This is a genomic window from Nocardia brevicatena NBRC 12119 (genome assembly GCF_000308495.1).
Classification (GTDB): Bacteria; Actinomycetota; Actinomycetes; order Mycobacteriales; family Mycobacteriaceae; genus Nocardia; species Nocardia brevicatena.
Map to the genome: position 1 here is coordinate 26,004 of NZ_BAFU01000017.1, position 26,613 is coordinate 52,616.

Genomic DNA, 26,613 nt, shown 5'->3' on the forward strand with positions numbered 1-26,613 from the left:
TTGCGTTATAAGATCAGTCCGGTATAGATTCCCTTCTGCTTGGCCGGCCACATCGACCCCGGCCTCCTGTTCGGCTGGGCGGGCGCCACCGCCAGTTGGGTCAACCGCACCGACCTCGGCGGTACGCGCGGCCTCGACGACTACATCACCCGCGACATGACCCACAACATCGGCGCCGAGATCATGGGCCGCAACAAATTCGGCCCCTACCGCGGAGCGTGGGAGAACTACGACTGGAAGGGCTGGTGGGGCGACGAACCCCCGTTCCGCATTCCCGTCTTCGTCCTCATCCACCACCCGCGCCCCTCCTTCACCCTCGGCGACACCACCTTTCACTTCCTCGACGCCTCCCCGAAGGACGCCCTGGAACAGGCCCTCACCGCCGCCGGCGGCCTGGACGTGCGCATCGGCGGGGGAGTCGCCACCGTTCGGCAATTCCTCGCCGCCGACCTCATCGACACCATGCACGTCGCCGTCACGCCCCACGAACTCGGCGCCGGCGAACGACTGTGGGACAGCCCCGACGAACTTCTCGACCGCTTCCACCTGGAGAAGATCCCCAGCCCGAGCGGCGTGGTCCACCACTTCTTATGGCGGCGCTGAGAAACCGACCCTGAAACGGCCGATCGGCCGGGCGCCGCACAGGCACCCGACCGATCGGGAATCACGTACCCGGGCACACCCCGGGTCGGCGTCAGCGGACCAGGTCGAACCGGTCCGCGTTCATCACCTTGTTCCACGCCGCCACGAAGTCCTGCACGAACTTCTCCCCGGCATCGTCGGCCGCGTACACCTCGGCCACGGCGCGCAGTTCGGAGTTCGAGCCGAACACCAGGTCGTAACGGCTGCCGGTCCACCTGAGCTCACCGGTGGCGCGGTCGCGGCCCTCGAAGGTCTCCTGGGACTCGTCGATCGGCTTCCACTCCACACTCATATCGAGCAGGTTCACGAAGAAGTCGTTGGTCAGCGACTCCGTCCGATCGGTGAACACACCCAGCTTCGACTGCTTGTAGTTGGCGCCCAGCACCCGCAGACCACCGATCAGCACGGTCATCTCGGGAGCCGTCACACCCAGCAGGTTCGCACGGTCGATCAGCAGGTGCTCCGAGGGTAGCCGGTGGCCCTTGCCGATGTAGTTGCGGAAACCGTCCGCCTTAGGCTCGAGCACCTCGAAGGAGTCGATATCGGTTTGCTCCTGGCCGGCGTCGGTGCGGCCCGGGGCGACCGGAACCGTGACGGCGACACCCGCGTTCGCGGCGGCCCTCTCGACACCGGCGGCGCCGGCGATCACGATCAGGTCCGCCAGTGACACCTTCTTGCCGCCGGTCTGGGCGTTGTCGAACGACTCCTGGATCTTCTCCAGGGTGCTCAGCACCGTCGACAGCTGCTCCGGCTCGTTGATGTCCCAGCTCTTCTGCGGCTCCAACCGGATCCGGGCACCGTTCGCGCCGCCGCGCTTGTCGCTGCCGCGGAAGGTCGAGGCCGAGGCCCACGCAACGGACACCAGCTGCGACACCGACAGACCCGAGGCCAGCACCTGCTGCTTGAGGGAGGCGATATCGGCGTCGTCCACCAGTTCGTACTCGACGGCCGGGATCGGGTCCTGCCAGATCAGCTCCTCGTCCGGAACCTCCGGACCCAGGTAACGGGCGAGCGGGCCCATATCGCGGTGGGTCAGTTTGAACCACGCGCGGGCGAACGCGTCCGCGAACTCGTCCGGATTGTCCTTGAAACGCCGGGAGATCGCCTCGAACTCCGGGTCGACGCGCAACGCCAGGTCGGTGGTCAGCATGGTCGGCAGCCGCTTCTTCGACGGATCGTGCGCGTCCGGGATGATGGGCTCGGCGTTCTTGGCGACCCACTGGTGCGCGCCCGCCGGGCTCGAGGTCAGCTCCCACTCGTACCCGAACAGGATCTCGAAGAAGTCGTTGGTCCACTGCGCAGGCTTGGTGGTCCAGGTGACCTCCAGACCGCTGACAATCGCGTCCCCGGCCTTACCGGAGCCGAACGAGCTCTTCCAGCCCAGCCCCATCTCCTCGATCGGAGCGGCCTCGGGCTCGGGCCCGACCAGGCTCGCGTCGCCCGCGCCGTGGGTCTTGCCGAAGGTGTGTCCGCCCGCGATCAGGGCGACCGTCTCCTCGTGGTTCATCGCCATCCGGCCGAAGGTTTCCTTGATGTCCACGGCCGCCTTCAGCGGATCCGGTTCACCGTTGGGGCCTTCCGGGTTGACATAGATCAGACCCATCTGGACGGCACCCAGCGGACTCTCCAGATCGCGTTCACCGGAGTAGCGCTCATCGCCCAGCCAGGCGGACTCCGGACCCCAGTACACGTCCTCGTCCGGTTCCCACACATCGGCACGGCCACCGGCGAAACCGAAGGTCTTGAAGCCCATCGACTCCAGCGCGACGTTGCCGGCGAAGATCAGCAGATCGGCCCAGGACAGTTTCTTGCCGTACTTCTTCTTGACCGGCCACAGCAGGCGGCGAGCCTTGTCGAGGCCGCCGTTGTCGGGCCAGCTGTTCAGCGGAGCGAAACGCTGCATACCGGCACCGGCGCCGCCACGACCGTCGATGGTGCGGTAGGTGCCGGCACTGTGCCAGGCCATCCGGACCATCAGTGGACCGTAGTGGCCGAAGTCGGCGGGCCACCAGTCCCGCGAGGTGGTCAGCACCTCGCGGATGTCCTTGCGCACCTCGTTCAGGTCGAGGGTCTGGAACTCGGCGGCGTAATCGAAGCCCTCGTCCATCGGATCCGATGCGGGGGCATGCTTGCGCAGGATCTTCAGATTGAGCTGATTGGGCCACCAATCGCGGTTACCGGCACCCGCGGTGGGGTGCTTGGCCGAGAACGGGCACCGGCCCGTGCTGGTTTCGGACACTGGAATCCTTCCGATATCACTGGTTTGGTTCTGAGGGGGTTTTCGAGCAGGAGGGGCACAGGCCCCAGTAGATGACCTCAGCTTCATCGATGGTGAAACCGTGGTCGTCGGATGCGGTCAAGCAGGGGGCGGGACCGGTGGCGCAGTCGACATCGGCGATGAGGCCGCATGAGCGACAGACGAGGTGGTGGTGGTTGTCACCGACCCGGGTCTCGTACCGCGCCACGGAACCCGGAGGCTGGATACGCCTCAGCAAACCCGCGGTCGTCAGTGCTCGCAGCACGTCGTACACAGCCTGATGGGATACTCCGCCGAGGGTTTCACGCACCAGGCCGATGATGGAGTCGGTGTCGGAGTGGGGATGGTCGTGCACCACGTTCAGCACCGCCAACCGCGGCGCCGTGACACGCAACGCGGCCCGGCGCAGCATGTTTTCGAAGTCCGAGGTTGTTGACACGACCGCAGTCTACCGGTTTTCTTGAATCATTCAAGTGTTGATTTCTCGGCTTCGGTGAACCCCCGGCAAATCAGGCTCCGTCCCCGGGGCGGCCGGCGACAGGGCGCCCGGCCGGACGATCGTTCACCCACCGGCCAGACGCCACAGCGATGTGACCTCCGCGGCGCGAGCGATATGGAGGGGGTCGGTGACATCCCGTACCCGTGCGTGTCGGGGCCGGGTGTCGATTCTGTCCACGACGTACAGGCCCGCCGACTCGATGGCGGCCGACAACTCACCGTGCGCCCTGAGTTCCAGACGCTCGGCCAGGTCCGACAGGACGAGCCATCCTTCACCGCCCGGTGCGAGGTGAGCGGTGAGCCCGTCCAGAAATCCCCGGAGCATAGCGCTTCCCGGGTCGTAGACACCCTGCTCTACGGTCGAGGTGGGACGGGCAGGAATCCAGGGCGGGTTGCAGACCACCAGGTCCGCACGGCCGGCGGGAAAGAGGGCAGGACCCAGGACGTCGACACGGTCGGCGAGGCCGAGTCGGCGGATATTGTCGCGCGCGCAGGCCAGGGCGCGCGGACCGATGTCGGTGGCCACGATGCGGTCGAATCCACGGCGCGCCAGGACGGCGGCGAGTACCCCGGTTCCCGTGCCGATGTCGAACGCGGTGCGGCAGACGGTCGACGTCGGAAGGGGCGCCCGCGCCACCAGGTCGATATACTCGCCTCGAACGGGGGAGAAAACACCGTAATGCGGGTGAATGGGGGCAGCGAGTGCCGGTACCCACACGCCGTTTCTGCGCCACTGATAGGCGCCGAGCACCCCCAGCAACTCGGTGAGCGAGACCGCTGTCGGCTCGGACGGCGGCCCGTAGGCCTGCGCGCACGCCCTGCGTACGTCAGGCGCTCTGCGCAGATCCAGGCGGTGGTCGTCCTCCAACAGCACCAGTAGCCGGCCCAGCACCCGGGCGCGATGACCGCGGGCGCGCCGATGCAGACGAAACGTCTCCGCCGGACCGCCGGCCTGTGGGCGGGGTGCGCGGGCGAGGTGACGGTCCATTGCCCGCAGGAGGTGGCGGGCATTGTGGAAGTCGCCCCGCCACAGCATGGCCGTGCCTTCGCAGGCCAGGCGGTAGGCGAGGTCGGCCCGCGTACGGTCGTCCGCAACGACCACCCGAGCGGGAGAGGGGACCGCGCTTTCGGAATGCCAGCGGGCACGGCGGTGGGAATTGCTTTCGGTCCAGCGGATCGTGGACACCGGATACTCCTCGTGATCGAACGTGCAGGGCACGAAGCGCGCTTCGACGAGGAGCGCGGGAAACGCCCGTCCGGCGACGGCCGGGCGAAAGGTGAAGGCGGACCGGGCTACCGCTCCCGCGTCGAAGCGCGAGAGGAGCAATCACCGACAACCATGCCGAGCGTCACGATCAGACCTTTCCCGAAGACGATACAAAAGCCTTGCACAGTCGGCTCCGCGCGAACAAACGGGCCTCACCCGAACCCGTCACTCGGCGGCGTCGCTGCTCAGCGTGAACGCCGAGCAGCCCTCGCAGCCGGACAGTGTCACCATCATGAGCAGCGCCGCCACGACATATCGCCCGATCGTCGTGCCGTCATGCGATCGGTAGCCGCTCGTCCAGCAGGAACGGAAGCAGGAAATCGCGGAGCAGCGCACGCTCTTCGCCCTCGTTCACGGCGGGAAGTGTCAGAAGCGAGACCATCACCCGCACGGCCCACCGCCCGAGCCGCTCGGCGGACGCGGGCGCCAGGTCCGAGCGCAACCGCCGAACAAACGCCGCGACCGAGGAATCGATCACCGTCGACGAATTCGACAGCCGCGCCAGGATTCCCGCATTGGCCGGTTCGAACCATACGGCGAGATGCGGAGTTCCGCGGGCCTCGGCCAGAGTCGCGGTCATCCCGTCCAGCAGCTGCTCGGTCCGGTCCGGCCCGTCCAGGGGGTGGTCGCGCCACACCCGTTCGATGAGCAGTCCGGCCTCACGTCCGGCGAAGGCCACATACAGCGACTGCCGGCTGTCGAAATACCGGTAGAGGGTCGCCCGGGAGCAGCCCGCCGCCTCGGCCACCTCGGCCATTCCCACCGTGGTGACCCCTTTGTCGATGAACAGGGTGCGTACGGCGTCCAGGATGCGTTCACTCGCCAGCTCGGCCCGGCCGTCGGCCAGCCAGTCTCCACCCGGGCCGGGGCGTTTCGCCGGAGGTGGTTGCCCACCGCGGTCGTTCCGTGTCACCTTCCCCGGGGTCGGAAGGCTCATGCCGCGCACCGGAACGGAACGCTCGTCGGCCGGCGCACATAGGGTCCCGGCGCGTACTCCACCGCATTGATATCGACCCGATACTCGGGGAATCGGTCCAACAGCTCCTCCAACGCCACGCGTGCCTGCATCCGCGCCGCGGCCGCGCCGAGACAGTGGTGGGGGCCGTGACCGAAGGTGAGGATGCGCTGCGGGTTCCGCTCGATGTTCAGCTCCTCGGCGTCGGCACCGAAGACTCGTTCGTCACGATTGGCCGACCCGAACACCAGCAGCACCTTACGTCCCACGGGCACGGTCCGGCCGGCGAGTTCCACATCGCGGGTCGTGGTGCGCGCCAGCCCCTGCACCGGTGAGGTGAGACGGGCGAATTCCTCCACCGCGACGCGGATCCGGTCGGGGTCGCGTGCCAGTACCGCCCGTTGGTCCGGGTGCTGCTGCAGCAGCTGCACGGCACCACCGAGCAGGCCGGTGGTGGTGTCGTTACCTCCGGCAACCATGGTCCAAGTGTAGGCCAGGATCTGCACGATCCCGTCCACGTCGGTGTCGTCGGCGGCCATACCGGCCTGCACCAGCAGCGATACCGTGTCGTCTCCGGGATCGCTGCGCCGCCGTGCGATGAGTTCGGCGAAGTAGCCCAGCATCCGCATCGACGCTTCCTGGGCGTCGGCGGTGCGCTGGGTGCTCAGCGCGACCACGGCGTCGGTCCAGCCGTCGAACCGTGCCCGGTCCTCCTCCGGCACACCGAGATAGTGGGCGATGACCATGGTGGGCAGGGGTTTGAACAGGTCCTTGACGATATCGCCGCCGCCCTGTTCGGCCAAACGGTCCAACCGCGCGCGTACGAATCGCCGAACCACGGGCTCCACCTCCGCCACCTGACGGGGTGTGAACCCGCGGGCGACGAGCTTGCGGAAATCGGTGTGTTCGGGCGGGTCCTGCATCACCATCGGCGGGTTGCCGGTGAGACCGATCTGCTCGAGTTCGCCGTACTCCACGGTCAGACCGTCGCGGGAGGAGAAGGTCCCGGTATCACGGGCGGCCGCGTAGACGTGCTCATGCCGGGTCAGCACCCAGTAGTCGTGCTCGGGCCGGTCGGGCGGCACCACCCGGTGCACCGGATCGTGCTCCCGGAGTGCGGCATACATGGTCCAGGGAGACCGCCATGTGGCGCCGGTGCGCGGTTCGAACCGGACAGTCGCGTAAGACGAGTTGGATATCATGTTCCGAATGTAAGACAGATCTCTAGTATTGTCTAGTCATGCGGTGGCGGTATGCGGACGACCGGCGGCCGTGACCGCATACCGACTCCCACTCGACAACAGAATTCGATCAATTGCCGAGAGCCGAGACCGATTATCATGGATCCCGAAGCACCGAATCCTGTGCGTGACCTCGGCACCGCCACGGAAGCCGCACCGTCAACGCCCCATTGCAGAGCTCGCTCCCACTCGTTTATCATGGCCTTCTCAGGCGGGTCGAGATCACGAATACGCGTAGCCCGCTGTCGGTCCGGTTGCACCGCTACGGACCGGCATGACAGACGAATTCCTCCATTTGTCGGGGATGCGGGGAATCCACAGCACAAATTCGACCACAGCGTGGTCGTCGAATTTGCGACGGAATGAACTGGTACAGAGGTACGCCACGTCCAGAAGGCGATCCTATGCAGCCGACGCCGATGTGTATACCAACAATGTTCGCTCCCTGCTCGCCGAGCCCGACTCGGGTCCGAGCCGCATGGATGACCTGCGTACCCTCCGTCCAGGGGACGGTGGTGACGCGGGCGTGTATCGCGAGACGCACGTGTGTCCCGAGCCCGCCGGACAGCGGCTCCGGGACAACACGCTTCGCCGCAGATGCTCTACTCCATGAAAAATTTCGATAGCTCGCGCTCGTAGTACGCCGACTTCACCGGCGGCCGCACCCACGGTATTCATAACCATCGGGTCTCGTTATTCCCACAGTCTCGTTGTTCCCACAGGTTATTTACTTCCGGTTTCGGTGCGGACTGTCGCATCACGCTGTCCACCGCGGCAAAGACGGAATGTCTCGTCTGACCGGCACTTGCTGCCATTCCAACGGAATCCACTGTGCGTTCTTCGGAGTTATTCACGGACCCTTGGGATTTCAGGGGCGGCCCGAGGTATCGACAGACGCCGTGCCAAGCGGCTCCTGAATGACGAAACCAATGGAGATCAGATGACTCAATCCAAGCGCAACCTCGATAGCGGTCGAGAGCGGTCGAGTTCATCGAAGATAAGCTCATCAGAATTTTCCGGAGACTTGGTCCCGGGTAACGGTTCGGTAGCATATTCCAACGGTGACGGACCGGAAAATCCGCTTTCGTCCGATATTCTTCGGTTGACCGCGGCGCAGCGTGGAATATGGTTCGCCCAGCACCTTGCGGGTGAATCACCGATATCTGTGGCCCAATACGTCGAGATCATCGGCGAATTGAACACGGAATTGCTTGTCAAGGCATGCAAAACCGCCGATCGCGAGTTCGGAGCGGGGTACGTGCGCCTGGTGGAGGTCGACGGAGAACCATGCCAATTCGTCGACGAAACACACATCTCCCCGGTGCCGGTCGTGGACCTGCGCCGGCATGCCGACCCCGTCGCCACCGCGCACAGGCTGATGGTCCAGGACTATTCCGCACCACTGGACCTGCTGCACGACAATCTCATGAAGAGTGTTGTGTACCAGGTCGGCCCGGCTCACTTCTTGTGGTATCAGCGTGCCCACCATATAGCGCTGGATGGATTCGCCGCGGTAACAATGCTGCGTCGGATAACCGAGTTGTACAACGCGTGGATAAACGACGAAGAGACTCCGCCGGCGACGGCGAAAGGCCTGCGGAGCATCGTCGAACAGGACCTGGCGTACCGGGATTCGGAGCGCTTCGAAAACGACCGCAAATACTGGACGGAACACCTGGCCGGCGCGCCGCCCGTCGTCAGCCTGGCCGGCCGCGTGGGCAAACCCACCATCCACCCCACGCTCATCAGCACACCCCTGCCGGACGACACCGCGCAGCTGCTGGACAGCGTCGTGCAGCAGCGCGGCACGAGCGTCACCCCGGTCATCGTCGCGGCGTTCGCCGCCTATCTCGCACGGATGACCGGAAGCGATGAAGTATTGCTGAGCCTGCCGGTTTCGGGCCGGCACTCAGCGGTGCTACGACGTTCGGGGGGAATGGTGGCAAATGTGGTCCCACTGCGGGTACGGGTCGCCTCCCACAGCGTCGGTGACCTGATCGACGCCGCGCAAAGCGAGCTGACAAGCGCCCTTCGGCGACAGCGCTACCGCCAAGAGGACATATTCCACGATATGGGGATCGCACGCGATGAGGCGGCGTCCTTCGGACCGGCCGTGAACCTCATGATGGTCGAGAACGAGGTCGTGTTCGGCAACACGACCGGACGCCTGAACGTCCTGACGTCCGGGCCTACCGCCGACCTGTTCGTCAACATCTACCCGGGAGCGGGCAAGGACAGCACCCTGATCGACTTCCAGGGGAATCCGAACATCTACAGTCCGGCCGAGCTCGCCGACCACCACAAGCGGTTCCTCACGTTCCTGCACGAGTTCCTCGCCGGAGGGACCGAATGCCAGGTAAGCAGGTTGCCACTTCTGCAAGCACAGGAACGGGCCGCGCTACTGCCCGTGCGGGGGGCCTGCGGTGTCGAACCACGACTGCTGCCGGACATTCTGACCGACAGCGCACACCGGAATCGTGATGCGAACGCCATCTCCTCGCCCGACCGGACGGTGACCTACGGTGAGCTGGACACCGCATCCTCCCAACTGGCCCGGCATCTGATAGCGCTGGGTTGCGGCCCGGACACGGCGGTGGCGATCGTGCTCCGACGCTCGGTCGAGTCGATCACCGCGGCGTGGGCGGTCGCGAAATGCGGGGCCGCGATCGTGCAGGTGGACCCGGCGTACCCGCCCAAACGTATCGAACACATGATCACCGACAGCGGGGCACGAGTGGTGATCACCATCGAGGCCCATCGCGAGCCGCTTCCGCACACGGTGCGCCACGTGGTCCTCGACGACCCCGCGACCCGGCACGCATGCGACGAGGCCGCGGGTGAGCCGGTCTCCGACGAGGAGCGGATCCGTCCGTTGCGGCCGTCCAACCTGGCCTACACGACCTACACGTCGGGCTCCACCGGGTTGCCGAAAGGCGTCCAGGTCACCCACACCGGACTGGCGAACCTCATCGCCGACCGCAGCGAAACCTACGGTATCGACACGGCCTCCCGCGTGTCCTACGCGCTCTCACCCAGCTTCGACGCCTCCCTGGAACAGTTCCTGACCTGCTTCGCGAACGGATCCACGCTGGTGATCGTGCCCCCCGACGTGATCGGCGGTGAACGACTCACCCAACTGCTGGCCGACGAGCGCGTGACCCACCTGACGCTCACGCCCGCGATGCTGGCCACCGTGGACCCGCGCCCGCTGACCGACCTGCGCGTGGTCGTGGTCGGTGGCGACGTGTGTCCACCGCATGTCATCCAGCGGTGGACACAGAACTGGTCCATGTACAACGAATACGGCCCCACCGAAACCACCGTGACCGCCGCCGGCGCCGCGATCCGACCCGACCGTGACCTCACCGCCGGCGGCCCCATCCGCGGCGTATCGGCCATGGTGTTGGACCGTGCCCTCCAACCGGTGCCGAAAGGCACCGCGGGGGAGCTGTACCTGGCCGGGCCGGGCCTGGCACGAGGCTACAGCCACCGGCTCGGCGAAACCGCGGCCCGGTTCATCGCCGACCCCTACGGCGGGTCGGGCGAGCGAATGTACCGCACCGGCGATATCGCGCGCTGGGACGGCGACAGCTCCGAGATGACGCTCGAGCTGATGGGGCGTAGCGACTTCCAGGTCAAGATCCGCGGATACCGGATCGAACCGGGCGAAATCGATGCCGCGCTCACCGGACACGAGGACGTGGACCTTTCCGTCACGGTGCCGGTGCACAACAATGCCGATGCTACTGTCCTGGCCTCCTACGTCGTCCCGGTCCACGGCCGCCGGATCGAACCGGGCGAACTGCAGCGCTTCGCCCGCGAGTCCCTGCCGCCGCATATGGTCCCGGCGGTGATCCTGCCACTGGACAGCCTCCCGGTGAACGCGTTCGGCAAGCTCGACCGCAGCGCTTTGCCCGAACCCGCTTTCGGGACCGCACCGGCCGGTCGACCGCCGACCGGCACCCGGGAAAACCTGGTGGCGGGACTGTTCACCGACGTGCTCGGCGTACCACAAGTGGGAGCCGACGACAGCTTCTTCGCCCTCGGTGGCGACAGCATCCTGTCGATTCAACTGGTGGCGCGGGCCAAGGCCGCCGGCCTGAGCTTTTCCACACAGGATGTGTTCGAGTACAAGACCGTCGCGGGCCTGGCCGCCGTGGCGACAGAGGCCGGCAGCGGCCCTCGGCTGGTCGAATTGCCCGGTGGCGGCGTCGGGCCGATGCCGCTGTCGCCGATCATGCACGCCATGCTCGCTCGCGGTCACTTCGACCGGTTCGCGCAGGCCACTCTCGTCCAGCTTCCGGAAGGGGTCGATCGAGCGGACCTGGTGCGCGCGCTGCAATCTGTGCTGGACCGCCACGACATGCTGCGCGCGGTACTGCGCGGCGCCGAGTCGGTCGACCGGTTCGTCGATGTCCTCGACCGGGGAACCGTCGATGCCGACGCGGCGCTCATGCGCGTTCGGCTCGACCGGCGTGACGCCGCCGAAGTCGACCGGCACCTCCAAGCCGCCGCGGACCGGCTGGACCCACGCAACGGTGTGCTCGTTCGGCTCGTATGGATGCAGGATCACAGCGGTGCGGGCCCCGACCTGCTGTGGCTGGTGATCCACCACCTCGCCGTCGACGCGGTGTCGTGGCGGATCATCCTCGCCGACCTCGCACGGGCCTGGGGACAGACTTCCGACGGCGGCGACCCGCACTTCGACCCGGACACCACCTCGGTCCGGCGCTGGGTCCACGGACTGGTCGAGCAGGCACCGGGCAGGTGCACGGCGGAACTCGACCTGTGGAAGGGCGTCCTCGAACGGGGCGATCGGCTTCTCGGGGAACGGCGTCTGGACCCGGAGCGCGATGTCACGGCCACGGCGGGCCGGATACGGATGCGTATCCCGGCCGATGTCGCCGAGGCGGTCCTCACGACCGTTCCGGCCCGTTTCCACGGCGGTGCCAACGACCCGCTGCTGGCGGCGCTGGCGCTGGCGCTCGGTGAGTGGCGGCGCCGGCGCGGTATGGCCGCCGACGGGGAACTGATCGCGCTGGAGGGCCACGGTCGGGAAGAACAGGCCGTGCCGGGAGCCGATCTGAGTGCCACCGTCGGCTGGTTCACTACCCGGTTCCCCGTGCGGATCGAACTGAGCGATATCGATCCCGAGGAGGCATTCGCCGGCGGCGCGGCCGCGGGACGGGCGATCAAGCAGGTGAAGGAGCAACTGCGGGCGGTGCCGGACAACGGCATCGGCTACGGAATGCTGCGCTGTCTCGATCCCCGAGGCTCCGCCGAACTCGGGAACATGCCGGAACCGCAGATCAGCTTCAACTACCTGGGACGGGTGAGGTCCCACGAACACTCGGGGGCATGGGCACCCACCACCGAATTCACCGCGCTGACCGCGACGAGCGATCCGCGAATGGCGCTGCCCGCCGTGCTCGATATCAATGCGATCGCCGAGCAGGGACCCGACGGTCTCGAACTCGACGCGACATGGGAATTCGCCTCGCTGGTGCTGGACGCCGCGGACGTCGACGAACTCGCCGGACTGTGGGTGCGGGCGCTGCGGGCGTTCGCCGGTCACATCCGCTCCGACTCCGCCGGCGGCTTCACCCCCTCGGACTTCCCGCTCGTCGCGGTGTCCCAGGACGATATCGACCGTCGGCTGCGGGAATACCCGGCGATGACCGATATGTGGCCGCTCACCGCGTTGCAGGCCGGGCTGCTGTTCCACGCGGTCTACGACCACGACGGCGCCGACGGCTACACCGTGCAGGTGGCGCTGACACTCGCCGGGCAGGTGGATGCGGAACGGATGCGGCGGGCCGCACAGGTGCTCATCGACCGGCACGACAGCCTGCGGACCGCGTTCGTCGAAAGCGCCGAGGGACCACGCCAGATCGTGCTGAGCGACACCCGGGTCGAGTGGTGCCACTCGGATATCACCCATCTCGCCGACCCCGGCGAGCGCGCACACGAACTTCGGCGACTCGCGACATCGGCGTCGGCTCCGTTCGATCCGGCCCGTCCACCGCTGATGCGTTTCCACCTCGTCCGCACCGGAACCGACGAGTGCCGGCTGCTCATCACCAACCACCACATCGTGCTGGACGGCTGGTCGATGCCCTTGCTGGTCCACGAACTGCTGTCGGTGTACACGGCCGGCGGCGATACCGGCGAACTCGCGCCCCCACGGTCGTACCGGGACTACCTGCAGTGGCTGCACGCCCAAAACCAGGACGCCGCAACAGCCGCGTGGCGACAGATGCTCGCCGGAATCGAAAGTCCGACGCGCGTCACGGGCAGACCGGACCGGACGGTCACCGCGCACAACGACGACGTCGGTCTGAATCTGGATGCCGCGACCACCGCCGCGGTCCTCGACCTCGGCCGCTCCCACGGCGTCACCGCCAATACGGCCGTGCAGGTGGCGTGGGCGTTGCTGCTCACCGCCCTGACCGGCCGGTCGGACGTGGTGTTCGGCAACACGGTGTCCCACCGCCCGCCACAGATCCCCGGTGTCGAGCACATGATCGGCCTGTTCATCAACACACTGCCCGTACGAGTCCGGCTCGACCCCCACGAAACCGTTGCCGACCTGCTCGTGCGGGTGCAATCCGAGCAGGCCGCCATGCTGGATCACCGACATATCGGCCTGGCGGAACTGCAACGGGCGACCGGGATCGTCGACATGTTCGACACGGTGACGGTGCTCGAGTCCTACCCGCTCGACCGGGACGAGCTGGCACGCAATCTCGGCGACGCCGGTTTGCGGCTCGTCGACATCCAAGCCCACGACGCCACCCCGTATCCGCTGAGCCTGCAGGTGACCCCGCCACGACCGGCCCGCGACGGGCAATCCGACATCGCCGAACCCGATACCCACACGGTGACACTGCGATTCTCCACCGACCGGTTCGATCCGGACGAGGCCCGCACGCTGCTCGAACGGTTCGAACTGATCCTGAGGCAGCTCGTCACCGACCCCACCGCGAAAGTCGCCGCGATCTCCTCGTCCGGGGATACCGAACGCACGGAAATGCTGTCGGTCCGCGGCGAACCGCCGACCGCCGAGCTCACCCTGCGCGACATCCTGTCGACCACCGCGCGAACATATCCGCAGGCGGTGGCCGTCCGGTCCGGTGAAACCGCCCTGACCTACCGTGAGCTGGAGCTTCGCGCGGACAGGCTCGCGCACCTGCTGGCCGGGCACGGCGCTCGACCCGAGACGTTCGTCGCATTGGCCCTTCCCCGTTCGGTCGAGCTGGTCGTGGCCATCTGGGCGGTCGCCACGACCGGTGCCGCCTTCGTACCGTTGGACCCCGCCAACCCCGCCGAGCGGATCGCCGACCTGCTGGCCGATTCGGGCAGCAGGCTGGGGGTGACGGTCGGCGCCGTCGCACAGCGCCTCCCGGACACGGTCGACTGGCTGGTCCTCGACGCCGACCAAGACCTACCGCTGCCGCCCGGCGCCCCCGCCGAAACCGACGGGCCGCTGGTCGACAATGCCGCCTACATGATCTACACATCCGGATCGACCGGCAAACCGAAGGCGGTACACCTCGGCCATCGTGGCCTGGCCGATATCGTCACCGCGCAGGCCGAAGCCTTCGGTGTGGACACGTCCTCGGTGGTACTGCACGTCGCGTCCCCGGGTTTCGACGCCTGTGTGTCGGAGTTGCTACTGGCGCACAGCAGTGGCGCCTGCCTCGTGGTGGCGCCGCCGGAGGTGTACGGCGGGCCCGACCTGGAGGAATTGCTGCGTTCGGAGAAGGTCACCCACGCGATCATCACCCCTTCCGCGCTGAGCACGATGGACCCGTCACGGCTGCCGTCGCTGGAAACGGTCGCGGTCGTCGGTGAAGCGACCGGACCCGACACCGTGAACCGGTGGGCGCCCGGACGCCGGCTGATGAATCACTACGGACCGACGGAATGCACCATCTGGGCAACAGGCTCGGATCTGCTCACCCCCGGCGAACCGGTGACCATCGGTGGTCCGATCCGCGGTGTGTCGGTGGCCGTGCTCGACATGTGGCTGCGGCCCGTGCCGGTTGGGGTCGCCGGCGAACTCTATATCGGCGGGCCCGGACTCGCCCGCGGATACTTCGACCGCCCGGGCCTGACCGCGTCCCGATTCATCGCGGACCCGCGGTCCACCCGCGGTGAGCGCATCTACCGCACCGGCGATTCCGTGCGCTGGGTGCGGGGCCGCACCGGGACGGCACTGGAATATCTGGGCCGCAATGACCAACAAGTCAAGGTTCACGGCCTGCGGATCGAGCCCGGGGAGATCGACGCCAACGTGGCGCGGCATGCCGCCGTGGCAAACGTCGCCACCGTCGCACAGAAAGGTCCCGCCGGGGAACCGGTCCTGGTCTCCTATGTCGTCTCCGCGCCGGACACGACTCTGGACGTGGAGGCGCTGCGCCACGAACTCGAGGGCACACTGGCCCATTACATGAACCCCGCGGCGATCGTGGAACTGGACTCGATGCCGCTCACCCCCGGAGGCAAGATCGACCGGAAAGCCTTGCGGGAGCGCGCCTTCAAGTCCGAAGACACCGGTGGCAGACCGCCGGCCACGCCCACGGAACAGGTCATGGCGGACCTGTTCGCCGAGGTGCTCCATCTCGACAGTGTTTCGGCCGAGAGCAATTTCTTCGCCCTCGGCGGCGACAGTATCGTCTCGATGCGGCTGGTGACCCTGGCGAAATCCGCCGGACTCACCATCACCCCGCGAGACGTATTCGAAGGCAAAACGGTCGCCGCCCTCGCCGCCATGGCCCGCAGCGAGCCGGCCACCGAGACACTCGAGGCACCACCCCCGCCCCCGATGGGGCACCGCGCCGAAGGACCCGAGGATTTCCCGCTCGTCGCGCTCACCCAACCGGATATCGACCGACTCGAACGGCAATATTCGAGCTTGTCCGATGTGTGGCCACTGGCGCCGATGCAATCCGGTATCCGCTTCCACTCGATCTACAACCCCGACGCCGGGGACAACTACACCGTTCAAACGGCGATCGCGTTCTCCGGCGCGGTCGACGGTGAACGGTTGCGGCGGGCCGCTCAGGCCGTGGTCGACCGGCACGACATCCTGCGCGCCGCGTTCGTGGAAACCACCACCGGACCATGCCAGATCGTGCTCGACCATGCCGATGTCCGGTTCCGGGAGGTCGACCTCACCGTCGACGACCCCGAATCCCCACCCGATGTCACCAGTATCGCCGCGGCCGACGCGGCGGCAGGTTTCGACCTGTCGGCCCCTCCGCTGATCCGCTTCACACTGATCCGCGTCGCTTCGGACGCCTTCCGGCTGCTCGTCACGAACCACCATGTGATCCTGGACGGCTGGTCGATGCCGTTGCTGATGCGAGAACTGCTCGAGTACTACGGGTCACCGTCACATATCCATGCCCTCGGACCCGCCCCCTCCTACCGCGACTACCTGGCCTGGCTGCGGCGGCAGGATATCGACGCGGCCAAAGCCGCGTGGACACAGGCCTTCTCGGATGTCGACTCACCCACCCGCGTGGCCCGCGGTGCCGGCGCGACGGGCCACGCATCGGCGGCCGAGATCTGCGCGGAACTGACCGCGGACCGCTTCGAGCGACTGCGCCGAGTGACCTCGGACACGGCCGTCACCGTCAGTACGGCCCTCGCCACGGCCTGGGCCCTGAATCTGCGCGTACTGACCGGCGAAACCGATGTGATCTTCGGCTCCGCCGTCTCCGGCAGGCCACCGGAGTTGCCGATGGTGGACCAGACACTCGGCATGTTCCTGAATACGATTCCCGTCCGAGCCCAACTCGACCCCACGGCCACAATACGGCAGTTGCTCACCCGGATTCAGGCCCAGCACGCCCGCATGCTGGACCACCACCACATCGGCCTCCCCGAGATTCACCGCAGCATCGGAGTGGCCGAACTCTTCGACACCGCCATCGCCTTCCAATCATTCCCCCTCGACCGGTCGGCACTGCAACAACTCGTCGACTCGGCGGGCCTGCGCGTCGAGGAAATCACCGGCATCGACGCCACCCCGTACCCGCTGAGCCTGGTCATCGCACCGAAACACAGCGAACACGGCGAAACGCAGGGACTGCAGATCACCCTCCGATTCCTCGAGGACGAATTCGATACCGCGCAGGCGCGCCGGATCCTCGATCGTTTCGTCGAGTTGCTGTGCACAATAGCCGACAACCCGGATATTCGACCGGCCGAGATCTCACCGGCCGACACAATGGGTGCGTCCTGGCCCGCCCCGAGTGACGAACACGGGCACCCGAAGACCTTTGCCGACATCCTCACGGCCGCCGCGGCCGCCCATCCCGACGCGATCGCGGTAAAAGACGGCGAGACCACCATCACCTACCGGCAGCTCGACGAGCGGTCCAACCGGCTCGCCCGGATCCTGCTGCGCCACACCGGCGGACCGGGCACCGTCGTCGCCGTCGCGCTCCCACGTTCCCTGAAAGCGACGGTCACGATATGGGCGGCCGCGAAAGCGGGCCTCGCGTTCGTGCCGGTCGACCCGAACCTGCCGGCCGAACGGATCGAATTCCTGCTGTCGGACTCGAACGCCTCCCTCGGAGTGACCGACACCGCCACCCTGAAGTATCTGCCCGATGACATCGACCGGCTGCTGATCCTCGACGACCGGGAAACCCTCCGCACGGTGGACGCGGAACCCGGAACGCCGATCACCGACACCGAACGCGGCGGACCGCTCCGAACGGACCAGCCGGCGTATGTGATCTACACGTCCGGATCGACAGGAACACCCAAGGGCACGGTGGTTACCCACCGCGGCCTGGCCGGCATCCTGACGGCGCAACACCGCAAACTCCACGCCGACCACACGACGACGGCCCTGCAGGTCGCCTCACCCGGCTTCGACGCCTCGGTGTTCGAGCTGCTGATGGCGCACGGCCAGGGCGGGCGGCTGGTCATATCACCACCGGATGTATACGGCGGCCGCGAACTGGCGGAACTCATCCGCCGCGAACATGTCTCCCACGCGGTTCTGACACCCTCGGCGCTGGCGACGATCCCGCACGACGGTCTCGACGGGCTGCGCGTGCTGGCAACGGCCGGCGAGTCGGTCGGGCCGGAACTGGTCGATCGATGGGCGCCGGATCGCATCATGATCAACCTCTACGGACCCACCGAATGCACCATCTGGGCCACCGGAAGCGACGGGATGGTACCCGGCGCACCGATCACGATCGGCAGGCCGGTCGGCCCCGTCGCGGCCGCCGTCCTCGACACCTGGTTGCGGCCGGTACCGTCGGGTGTCGTGGGCGAACTGTACCTGTTCGGCCCCGGACTGGCCGACGGCTACATCGACAGGCCGGGACTGAGCGCGGCACGGTTCATCGCATGCCCGTTCGGCCGGCCAGGACACCGCATGTATCGCACCGGCGATGTGGTGCGGTGGAACACCGACAGCGACCTGGAGTTCCTCGGACGTAACGACTTCCAGGTTAAGGTGCGCGGCACCCGAATCGAGTTGAACGAAATCGACGCGGTACTGGCAGCCCACGCGAACGTGACGTTCGCGGTCACCGTACCGCACAGTGACGAAGGGCGGCCGGTGACGCTGGTGTCCTATGTGGTGCCGGCAGCGGGGACGAGTATCTCCGGCGAAGAGCTGAAAACCACACTGACCGAGGTGCTGCCGACCTACATGGTGCCCACCGCGGTGATGGTACTCGACGACGTGCCGTTGACATCGAACGGGAAACTCGACCGCGAACGGCTGCCGAAACCGGTTCTCGCCGCCCGAGAGTTCAGAGCACCTTCGACATGGGCGGAAGGAGTGGTCGCGGAAGCCTTCGAACAGGTGCTCGACGTGGACCGGGTAGGGGCCGACGACGACTTCTTCACCCTGGGCGGCGACTCGCTCAGCGCGTCACTGGTAGCGGCGCGCGTGGGCGCGGCCCTGGACGTCCGCGTGCCGGTGCGATCGGTATTCGAGGCACCGACCGTCGCGGGACTGGCACAGCTCACCGGATCGCTCGGCGGCAGGCACCGAGTGGCCTTGACAGCAGTCGAACGCCCCGAACCCATTCCCTTGTCGCTGGCGCAGCAACGAATGTGGTTCCTGAACCGGTTCGAACCCGACTCGGCGGCATTCAACATCCCGGTAATGCTGCGGCTGTCGGGACGATTGAACACCGAAGCCCTCCAAGCGGCACTCCGAGACGTGGTCGACCGTCACGAGGTATTGCGCACGATCTACCCGGAAACGGCCGGTGAACCACACCAGGTGGTACTGGGCGAATCCCCGATAACGGTGGAACCGGTACCAGTGGAGGCGAACGCGGTCCCCGAGACGGTGGGCGAATTCGTGCGACGCGGATTCGACGTGACCGCACAGGTCCCGATGCGCGTGGGACTGTTCCGGACCGAATCCGAAGACGACGGTCATCCCGACGAGTTCCTACTGGTCCCGGTGGTCCATCACATCGCCGGAGACGGACAATCGATGGGGCCGCTGGCTCGCGATGTGATGACGGCGTACGCGGCGCGGGTCACCGGAACGGCACCGGTATGGGAACCCCTCGCAGTGCAATACGCGGATTTCGCGTTGTGGCAGCGACAGGTGCTGGGTTCGGCGGACGATCCCACGTCGTTGATGTCCGCGCAGCTGGAGTACTGGCGCTCGACGCTGGAAGGGGCACCGGACCGGCTCGACCTACCGGCCGACCGGGCACGCCCGGCGGTAGCATCCCTGTCGGGAGGCCGAGTGCCGGTGGAGATCGGACCGAAGCTGCACGCTCGGCTGACCGAACTGGCACGATCGCGAGGATCATCACTGTTCATGGTGCTGCATGCGGCACTGGCAGTACTGCTGGGACGGTTGAGCAGCAGCGAAGACGTGGTCATCGGCACCCCGGTCGCCGGCCGCGGCGAACCGGGCCTGGACGACCTGGTGGGAATGTTCGTGAACACGCTGGTACTACGAACCCCGGTGTATGCGGGCGACCCGTTCACGGACCTGCTGACCCGAACACGAGAGACGGACCTGCAAGCATTCGAACACGCGGATGTACCGTTCGAGCGGGTCGTGGAGGAACTGAACCCGGAGCGATCGGCGGACCGGCACCCGCTGTTCCAGGTGGCACTGGCATTCCAGAACCTGGCGAGCGCGGAAGTCGAACTGCCGGACGTCACGGTGTCCCGGGCAGACGTGGACACCGGAATGTGCCAGTTCGACCTGCAGCTGATGGTATCCGACTCGTATGAGAAAGGAGGTGGAGCACAAGGAATTTCCGGAATGATGACGTATGCGCGAGACCTGTTCGACGAGGCGACGGTGGCGGGGTTCGTCCAACGGTTGGTGCGGATACTGGAAGCGGTCGCCGAAGACCCGTCGATAACGGTCGGGGATATCGACTGGCTGGATGCGGGCGAGCGCTCGGAACTGGTGTCCCGGGTGGGAGCACGCGCCGCGAAGGCGACGACATCACCGGAGTTGTTGCCGGAAGCGTTCACCGCCGCCGTCCGCCACAACGGTCAGGGTGTGGCCGTGGTGGCCGGAGATACCGAATTGTCCTACGCCGAACTGGACCAACGATCCAACCGACTGGCGCGGCTGCTGATCCACCGCGGCGCCGGACCCGAAAAACCGGTGCTGACGGCGGTAGCACGGTCGGTGGACTCGGTAGTCGCGTGGTGGGCAGTGGTGAAGACAGGTGCAACATACGTACCGGTCGACCCCGGCTATCCCGCGAGCCGGATCGAACAGATGGTGTCGGATTCAGGTGCGACGCTAGGAGTGACGGTATCACCGGCGCGGGCCGGACTACCCGACTCGGTGGACTGGATCATGCTCGACGACACCGCCGTCGCCGCACACATCGACACGCTGGACGCCGGTCCCGTCGGCAACGAAGATCGGCTGCGTCCACTGCGGCCCTCGAACGCGGCCTACGTGGTCTTCACCTCCGGATCCACCGGAATACCGAAGGGCGTCACCATCACCCATTCCGGCATCGCCGACTTCCTCTCCGGACAGCGCGCCCACCGCGAACTCGGACACACCTCCCGGGTCCTGCATTTCGCCTCACCGTCCTTCGACGCCTCACTGCTGGAAATCCTGATGGCGGTCAGCCGGGCATCCACACTGGTGGTGGCACCCGCAGGGATGTACGGCGGGAACGAACTGGCCGAACTCCTACGCACACAACGGGTCACACACGCGTTCGTGACCCCGGCCGCGCTGGCGTCGGTAGATCCCACAGGCCTGGACGACCTGCGCGTGGTGATGTCCGGTGGGGACGTGGTGCCCCCGGACCTGGTGACCCGATGGGCGGGCACCGACACCGCCGGAAACCGCGAGTTCCGCGTACTGTACGGACCGACCGAAACCACCATGATCGCCACATCGACGGCCCCGATACAACCCGGTGACCGACCCACCATCGGCACACCACTGCCCGGCATACAGGCACTGGTGTTGGATACCCGACTACAACCGGTACCGGTAGGGGTGGCCGGAGAGCTGTACCTGGCCGGCCCCGCACTGGCACGCGGATACCTGAACAGGGCGGCCACGAACGCCACACGCTTCGTGGCATCCCCGTTCGCGCAACCGGGCCACCGCATGTACCGCACCGGCGATATCGTACGGTGGAACGCCGACGGCGATCTGGAATTCGTGGGACGAAACGACTTCCAAGTGAAAATACGCGGTTTCCGGGTCGAACTCGGCGAGATCGACACAGTGCTGGGGGCACGGGCGGATGTGGCGTTCGCCGTGACAATGCCGCGCCGTGAAGGCGAAGGACCGACGAGGCTGGTGACCTATGTGGTACCCGCAGCGCGGGCAAGCCTCTCCAGCGAGGAACTGAGCGCGGCACTGGCCGAGGTCCTGCCCCCGTACATGGTGCCCGCCGCGGTAATGATCCTCGACGAAATCCCCCTGTCGCCGAACGGAAAACTCGACCGCAAGGCGCTACCCGTACCCGTCTTCCAGACCAAACAATTCCGGGCACCGGCATCACCGGTGGAGGAGATCGTGGCCGGTGTATTCGCCCAGGTGCTCGGCGTCAACGGCACCGTGGGCGCCGACGACGACTTCTTCGAACTGGGCGGCAACAGCCTGATGGCCACCCGCGTGGCCGCCCGGATCGGCGCCGCGCTCGACATGTCCGTTCCAGTGCCGATGATCTTCGAAGCACCGACCGTCACGAAACTGGCCGCCCAGGTCGAATCACACACCGACACCGGCCGGGTGACATTGACCCAACAGCCACGCCCACAACATATCCCGTTGTCGTACGCACAACAGCGGATGTGGTTCCTGAACCGGTTCGAACCCGACTCGGCGGCCTACACCATCCCGATCGTAATCCGCCTATCCGGACAGCTCGACCTCGACGCGCTGTACACGGCGATCGGCGACGTGATGACCCGCCACGAAGTACTGCGAACCATCTACCCGCAAGTGGCGGGCGAGCCGGCGCAGATGGTCCTGCCCGCCGACGAAACAACCCCGCCAATGGTCATAACATCCATCGAAGAACCGGAACTGGCCGAAACTATCACCGACTTCATGACAACGGTGTTCGATGTGACAGTCGAAATCCCGTTCCGGGTACAACTGTTCGCACTCGGCCACAACGAATGGGTTCTGGCCGTGGCAATGCACCACATCTCCGGCGACGGATCGTCACTGACCCCCCTCGCACGCGACATGATGACCGCCTACGAGGCACGACTACACGACGAACCACCACCCTGGTCACCGCTGCGAGTCCAGTACGCCGATTACGCGATCTGGCAGCACACCGTGCTGGGAACCGAAGACAACCCCGAATCGCTGCTACGGGCGCAGATCGACTACTGGACAACCCAACTGGCCGACCTGCCCGCACTGCTGGAGCTGCCCACCGACCGACCCCGCCCACCGGCCCAGTCCTACGCGGGCGCAAACGTACCGATAACTATCGACCCCGAACTCCACGCCCGACTGGAACAGGTCGCGCGAGCACACAACACGACACTGTTCATGGTGTTCCACGCCGCACTGGCGGCCACACTGGCACGACTGGCCAACACCGACGACATAGCGATCGGCACACCGTACGCCGGACGCGGCGAAGCCGAACTCGACGAACTGATCGGCATGTTCGTCAACACCCTCGTCCTGCGGACACGGATAACCCCGGGAATATCGTTCACCCAGCTGCTCGAACATGTGCGAGGCACCGACCTGGCCGCGTTCGGACACGCCGACGTACCGTTCGAACGGTTGGTGCAAGAACTCAACCCCGTGCGATCCCACGCCCACCACCCCTTGTTCCAGGTGATGCTCGCCTTCCAGAACCTCACCACTACCGACTTCGAACTGCCCGACCTATCCGTATCGGCCGTCGAAGCCGACACCGGCACCTCACTGTTCGACCTCCAGATCACCGTATCGGACTCCTACGACCCCACCGGCGCCCCGGCGGGTATCACCGGCGGGATCACCTACGCAACCGACCTCTTCGACCCGGCGACCGCGACCACAATCGTCGACCGCCTGCTGCGGGTACTCACCGCGCTGGCAGACGACCCCACCCAACCGGTCCACGACGTGAACCTGCTCGACACCGCCGAACGGGAAGCCGCCCTGGTGCGGTGGAACTCCGCCGAACACACACTTCCCCCCGACGAAACACTCGCCTCGGTGTTCGCCCGCGCGGCACAAGAGCACGCGAACCGACCCGCGGTGACATTCGGCGACCAAACCCTGACCTACGCGGAATTCTCCGCACGCGTATCCCGGCTCGCGCGATGGTTGATCTCCCGTGGAGTGGGTCCGGAGTCGTTGGTGGCGCTGCGCATGCGGCGTTCCCTGGACCAGGTCACCGCGATGTACGCGATACACGCCGCCGGCGGTGGGTACGTGCCGATCGACCCGGACCATCCGGCCGAACGCATCGAATACATGCTGGAGACCGCCGCACCAACAGTGGTGCTGTCATCCCTCGATGGACTGGATCTGTCCGGATTCGACGACACACCCGTCACCGACAGCGACCGGCCCACACCGCTGCGACCACACAACATCGCATACGTGCTCTTCACCTCCGGATCGACCGGACGCCCGAAAGGCGTAGCCGTACCACACCGTGCGGTAATGAACCAGCTGCGCTGGATCATCAGGACATACGGCCTGGCACCGACGGACGGGGTCTTGCAAAAGACCCCCGCCACATTCGACGTATCGGTGTGGGAGCTGTTCGCGACACTGGCGGCGGGCGCACGGATGGTGATCGCACGACCCGACGGACACACCGACCCGACCTACCTCGCCGAAGCCATTGCCACCCATCAGGTCACGCTCACCTCCTTCGTACCGTCGATGCTGGCGGCGTTCGCCGACGCGACACCCGCACAAACATTGCAGTCGTTGCGGGCGCTGTTGGTGGGCGGCGAGGCATTCGGCGCCGAGGTGGTGGCCGCGACGCGGCGGGTGATGCCCGGAATCGACCTGCACAACCTGTACGGGCCGACCGAGTTCACCCTGCACGCAACCGCGCACCCCGTGCGCGAGGCCGACACAGCGAGCATCCCGATGGGCGCACCGGTATGGAACGTACGCGTCTACGTACTCGACTCCCGCTTGCAGCCGGTACCGCCCGGCGTGGCGGGGGAGCTGTACCTGGCAGGCATCCAGAGCGCGCGCGGCTACCAGGCACGCCCGGGTCTGACCGCGGAACGGTTCGTACCCGACCCCTACACCGACGGCGGCCGCATGTACCGCACCGGCGACCTGGCACGCCGGTACCGCACCGGTGAACTGGAATACCTGGGCCGCACCGACTTCCAGGTAAAACTCCGCGGCCTGCGCATCGAACTCGGTGAAATCGAGGCGGTGCTCGCCGAGCACCACACCATCGCCCGGGCGATCGTCGCGGTGCGCACCACCGGCGCCACGGACCACCTCGTCGGCTACCTCGTCCCCGCCGCGGGCGCCACGGTCGACACCGACGCGATCCTGGCACACGCCGCCACCGAACTGCCCGGATATATGGTGCCCACCACCGTGATGGTGCTCGACACGGTGCCGCTCACCGCGTCGGGCAAACTGGATCGCACCAGGCTGCCGGAGCCGGTGCTCACGGTGGGGGAGTTCAGGGAGCCGTCGTCATGGCTGGAAGGCGAGATCGCACACGCCTTCGAACAGGTACTCGGCGTGGATCGGGTAGGGGCCGACGACGACTTCTACGCATTGGGCGGTAACTCGCTGCGGTCGGTGCAAGTGGCGAGCGAGCTGAAGAAGAAACTCGACTACGAGATTCCGGTCGGTTGGATACTGTCGGACCCGCGCCCGGCCGACCTCGCGAAACGGATCGAATCGGGCATGCGCTCCGGCCACGACCACACCGACCGGACCACCTTCGGATTCAACGTACTGCTACCGATCCGAACCGGCGGCCGGCAAGCACCACTGTTCTGTATCCATCCCGCCTCGGGTCTGGCATGGTGCTATCGCACCCTTGATGAGTACATATCCGCCGACCGACCGATCTACGGTATCCAGGCACCACAGATCAGTGGCGAAGACCCCGGCCCGACGTCGATCGTAGAAATCGCCCGCCGCTACCTCGACGAGATCCGAACAGTCCAGCCACACGGCCCGTATCACCTCCTCGGCTGGTCCCTGGGCGGGCTGATCGCCCACGCTGTCGCCGTCGAGATGCGCGCGGCCGGCGAACAGGTGGCGTTGCTGGCACTACTGGATTCCGAGGCCGCCGGTGTCGACGCGTCGACCGTTTCCACGGTCACGGCCGGGGAACTGATCAGCAACCTCGGCCCGGTCGTGGGCATCGACTTCGTGAACCCCGATGCGACGGCCGAGGAGGCCGCCGACCTGATCCGACAGCGACTGGGGGACGGCCTCGACATCGATGCCGCGATGATCGAACGCATGACCGACGCCTACAACCTGTCGATCCGGGCCGCCGGCGACTGGCGCCCCCAGGTCCTGGACGGTGACATGCTGTACTTCACCGCGACAACCGACAGGCGTGCCGATGCCATGGGTCATCAGGGGTGGGCGCCGGTCGTCCGCGGGCAGATCGCGAACTTCGACATCGATGCGGCCCACCTCGCGATGACCGAGCCGGTGGCGGTCGCCCAGATCGCCCGGATTCTCAACACACAACTCGATCAGTGACCGGCGGGCGGCAGAGCCTCACTCCACAGGCGACATAGCGAATGCCCCACGGGGAGACGCACCGCCAACCAGCGCGATTACCGGAGCCGGATCGGCTCATACTGTCTAATCTCGAGGAGGATGCCGGATCGAACAGAAGGCACGGTATATGAACGAGAGACGGCGCCGAACACATTCGGGCGGGTCGCATCCGTGAAACTCGGTGGCTGCCGCCTGCACTATCCCCGATGGGGAACGAGTGCGCCGACCGCCGTCTTCGAATCAAGACTGGGATTTTCCGGCTCGACCCGAGGGCTCCTGCAGTCCGTGATCCCTCATTCGGGTGCGCATCCAGGCGGAATCTCACTTGATCATCAGGAGGATACTGAGCGACGCGTGGAAGCGACTCGGCAACTATCTCTCGGGAACGATCACAGGAGCCGCTGATGCCGCAGCGGGCGCATCCCGGAAGACCAGCAGCATCCCAGCACGTCACGCGACCAACACACTCGAACACAAAGATCACGAACTCAGGAAAATAGTCGACGCGGCCGGGAACCTCCGAGCCTCCTGGTCGGGCCGGACAGGTTCCGTGGTTCGACC

The 26,613-nt window shown here is 66.5% G+C and carries 7 protein-coding genes; 2 read left to right on the forward strand and 5 right to left on the reverse strand.

Going from position 1 to position 26,613, the window contains the following annotated elements; all coding sequences use genetic code 11:
* Positions 1-39 precede the first annotated feature (39 nt).
* Complete coding sequence (locus ON20_RS03430) at positions 40-603, forward strand: dihydrofolate reductase family protein (RefSeq protein WP_245546998.1); 564 nt, start codon at positions 40-42, stop codon at positions 601-603.
* Positions 604-694: 91 nt separating this feature from the next.
* Here the strand turns inward: ON20_RS03430 and katG are convergent, their stop codons facing one another.
* From katG to ON20_RS03455, 5 genes are all read right to left on the reverse strand, one after another.
* Positions 695-2,968 carry a catalase/peroxidase HPI gene (gene katG / locus ON20_RS03435; RefSeq protein WP_083864576.1) on the reverse strand — a complete coding sequence of 758 codons (2,274 nt, stop codon included), beginning with the start codon at positions 2,966-2,968 and terminating at the stop codon, positions 695-697.
* A complete protein-coding gene (locus ON20_RS03440) occupies positions 2,898-3,311 on the reverse strand; it encodes a Fur family transcriptional regulator (RefSeq protein ID WP_438803374.1) in 414 nt (137 codons plus the stop codon). Before ON20_RS03440 ends, katG begins: the two co-directional genes overlap by 71 nt.
* Positions 3,312-3,461: 150 nt before the next feature.
* The gene (locus ON20_RS03445) at positions 3,462-4,583 is read right to left on the reverse strand and encodes a methyltransferase (protein WP_040833484.1); all 1,122 of its coding nucleotides are present in this window, start codon (positions 4,581-4,583) and stop codon (positions 3,462-3,464) included.
* 355 nt (positions 4,584-4,938) lie between these two features.
* The gene (locus tag ON20_RS03450) at positions 4,939-5,577 is read right to left on the reverse strand and encodes a TetR/AcrR family transcriptional regulator (protein WP_245547000.1); all 639 of its coding nucleotides are present in this window, start codon (positions 5,575-5,577) and stop codon (positions 4,939-4,941) included.
* A gap of 20 nt (positions 5,578-5,597) precedes the next feature.
* The gene (locus tag ON20_RS03455; RefSeq protein ID WP_040833429.1) at positions 5,598-6,821 is read right to left on the reverse strand and encodes a cytochrome P450; all 1,224 of its coding nucleotides are present in this window, start codon (positions 6,819-6,821) and stop codon (positions 5,598-5,600) included.
* Positions 6,822-7,800: 979 nt separating this feature from the next.
* Here ON20_RS03455 and ON20_RS03460 point away from each other — a divergent pair.
* Complete coding sequence (locus ON20_RS03460) at positions 7,801-26,031, forward strand: non-ribosomal peptide synthetase (protein WP_040833430.1); 18,231 nt, start codon at positions 7,801-7,803, stop codon at positions 26,029-26,031.
* The last annotated feature ends 582 nt before the right edge of the window (positions 26,032-26,613 follow it).